At 39.8% G+C, this 2,761-nt stretch carries 2 protein-coding genes and 2 pseudogenes; 1 reads left to right on the top strand and 3 read right to left on the bottom strand.

All coding sequences use genetic code 11. The features are described 5' to 3' along the window. Nucleotides 1-155: 155 nt before the first annotated feature. Nucleotides 156-625: pseudogene (locus tag JGK22_RS32905) on the top strand (IS1634 family transposase); the annotation flags it as partial. A 705-nt stretch (nt 626-1,330) separates the two neighbouring features. On the opposite strand, the gene JGK22_RS32900 reads toward JGK22_RS32905, so the two are convergent. The 3 genes and pseudogenes from JGK22_RS32900 to JGK22_RS32890 all read right to left on the bottom strand — a co-directional run. Continuing rightward, nucleotides 1,331-1,720, bottom strand: coding sequence for a hypothetical protein (locus JGK22_RS32900; RefSeq protein ID WP_293187210.1), 390 nt, complete (start codon nt 1,718-1,720; stop codon nt 1,331-1,333). Then, entirely contained in the window at nt 1,713-2,114 is a 402-nt protein-coding gene (locus JGK22_RS32895; RefSeq protein ID WP_293187208.1) for a hypothetical protein, read from the bottom strand. The genes JGK22_RS32900 and JGK22_RS32895 overlap by 8 nt, the downstream gene beginning before the upstream one ends. A 315-nt stretch (nt 2,115-2,429) precedes the next feature. Continuing rightward, nucleotides 2,430-2,621 (bottom strand): annotated as a pseudogene (locus tag JGK22_RS32890) (ISAs1 family transposase); the annotation flags it as partial. Nucleotides 2,622-2,761 lie beyond the last annotated feature (140 nt).

Below are 2,761 nucleotides of genomic sequence, written 5' to 3'. Positions count from 1 at the left end.
TTTTGACTAATTTTAGCTCATAGTCTAACACATTGTCAACGCCGAACGCGAGTCAAAGTCTTTTGAGGTAAGGGTTTTAGGCTTATTCAGCAAGCCCTAAAATAGACAAGATAGAATATCAAATAATCGGCAAAATAGAAACCAGACCAGAAATAATATCAGCCGAGAAAATAAAAGCAGGGAGATTCATATTAGCTACAAATATTTTAGACAAAGAAGAAATAACCAACCAACAAATATTAGAAGAATACAAAGAGCAACAAAGTAACGAAAGAGGATTTAGATTCTTGAAAGACCCATTATTTTTCACATCAAGCGTATTCGTAAAGAAACCAGAAAGAGTAGAAGCAATTGCTATGATAATGGGACTATCTTTGCTAGTGTATAACTTAGCGCAAAGGAAGTTAAGGCAAGAATTAGAATCAGCAGATGCCAGCATCAGAAACCAGGTCAAGAAATTGACAAATAAACCGACAATGCGGTGGGTATTTCAGATGTTTCAAGCCGTACATTTAGTCAATCTAGATGGAGCGAAGTGAGCAACTTAACACAGGAACGCCGAGATATATTGAATTACTTAGGAAAGGTTTGCGGTCGATATTATTTAATAGTTGAAGATGGATAAATACAAAGACAAGCCGGAGAATATTATTGAATAAATCTAAATAATTAGCAAGGCAACAATCATGTTGCTGAAATTTTGGTGTCTAATTTATGGAAAATTGGCTCAGAGATATCACAAATAAATATATTAGGAAATATCTCTTAATTTAAATTCATTGTATATAGCCAAAATTTGATGATAATAATACCAAAATTAGAAAAGGTAGGCAAAAATATTTTTCATACGATGAATTTATGAAAATCCTTAGTCATCAAAACCAGAAGTGCGGAATGTGGGTTACATCGTTTGTCTAGAATGACTGTAGTTTAGACTAAAAAATGAGCGCAGCTAAAAGTAGCCACCTTTGAATCTCAGGCAAGCTGTTGCTAAAAAACTCAAAAAGTAGAAGATTAAATAGCTAACCTTGAAGACTTTTTGCGTCGAGAAACCCGTTTTTTAACGGTAGGATAGCATGGTGCCTTAGTTCGTACCCTTCCTTTTTCCCAGCCGGGGGATTTTCCCCTATGTTTAGGGATTTTTGTGGGAGTACCAATGTCAACTAAAAGCGAAAACATTGATTCGGCAACACGTCCAGGGGTTAAATTGATAGTAGCAGATTGCCAAGGTAAGACATTCTCAACCACTAAATCCCTAGCTAGCCAGAGTTGCCAACTCATCAACGGCATTAAATCACTCCAACGTTCAGATTGTTCAGGAGTTCTCAAGTTAGGCAATGTCCAATGCAATCTTTGCTTCGCAAATCGATACCAATGATCGACTCCAAAGCGTCGTAAATATTTGAACCAAACAGTTTCGCTTGGGTAGAGTTCGTTCTCCAACCCAAGCCAACCATAAGGGTGGAAATGGCTGACCATTTGACATGGGCTTCATTCTTTCCACCAGGATTAAATTGACTTTTTGTCCAGGGGCGCGATAAAAATGCAAGTCAATCCATTGTCTGACTCGGACTTTTCCCAAATCTGGATGTTCGTCAATTTCAATCTCTGTATCCGCTTGGAGCCATGTGGTTGGGTCATTGAGTCTCATTTTTTGCCCATGTTTGGGTGGTCTACCGCGACCACTATAGGCTGGTGGTGCTGACCACTCTTCAGGCATTCTTTCGGACTCTCATTAAACAATCAGCTTGAATGGAAGCTTGCTTTAGCGCTAGCACCCAACTTGCATTGCCATATTCTCGGTCTAAGACTGCTAATACTGGATTGATGCTTTGTTCACAGACAAGTTTAAGTTGGGAAGCTGCTTGAAGTATGGGTGAAGACCCACTACTTATTCTTTCATGGAGCAGGGGTAATGCCCAACTTCCGATCGCTTCAGGTATCCACGCAATTGTACTGTACCCCTGTCCCACAATGCAGCCGCTCTGATATTCATGGGTTCTGTCTTTTAACGTTTTGGCATCTCGTCTGCCCCATGCAGTGTGGTCGATTGCTACTAATATATGTTCCGTTGGGGCTGCTTCTTTCTGTAATTGCTCTAGATACAGCAGCATCAGTTTTTTCGGTCTGGTCTACAGTCTTGTAATGCTTCATAGATGCGCTTGCCATTGACGCTTGAATAATGGATTGAGTGAAAATTCCGCTAAACATGACGCATTTCTGGTGGTCATCACTGAATCCATCAGCTCGAATGTTGCATACGAGAGCTTGCACCAATAATTCATATGCTGCTTGACGAAAGTCCTTTAATCGTTCACTGTTCATTTAAGGAGTGGATAGGTTTTCTTTTTCACCCTCATTCTCTCCTGGCGCGGTGGCTCTAGTTCTTCTTTTGCCACCGTTCTCATCTTTGGTTAGTCTAAACTACAGTAAGAATGGCGAAGAGTTTTGCCATCAATTGCGATCACCTCTCCTGGATTAAAGCAACTAATAGATTGAATCCAACTCAAAAAATATTTCTGAAATTGCTCCGGCTTGAGACGAGAAAATACTCTCGCAATTGTGTCGTGTGAGGGTATGCCATTCGGTAATTATAAAATTTTCTTTAACCATTCGTATTTAGGTAGTGCCCTGAAGGAAAGGATCGAAGCAAGCTATAATCAGAGAAGTGTTTGCCATAGCGTGATATGACATTAGAAATTAATTGTTGCCCTAATTGTGGCTCAAAAGAAGTTAGTCGGAACGGTAAAACTCGGCATCA

The sequence above is a fragment of the Microcoleus sp. PH2017_08_TRC_O_A genome, from assembly GCF_020738665.1.
Lineage (GTDB): Bacteria > Cyanobacteriota > Cyanobacteriia > Cyanobacteriales > Microcoleaceae > Microcoleus.
This window is presented reverse-complemented; position numbering and strand designations above follow the sequence as displayed.

Bases quoted from the DNA above. Each gene is read 5' to 3' on its own strand.
- JGK22_RS32900 (WP_293187210.1), bottom strand. From the start codon at position 1,720: ATGCCTGAAGAGTGGTCAGCACCACCAGCCTATAGTGGTCGCGGTAGA.
- JGK22_RS32895 (WP_293187208.1), bottom strand. From the start codon at position 2,114: ATGCTGCTGTATCTAGAGCAATTACAGAAAGAAGCAGCCCCAACGGAA.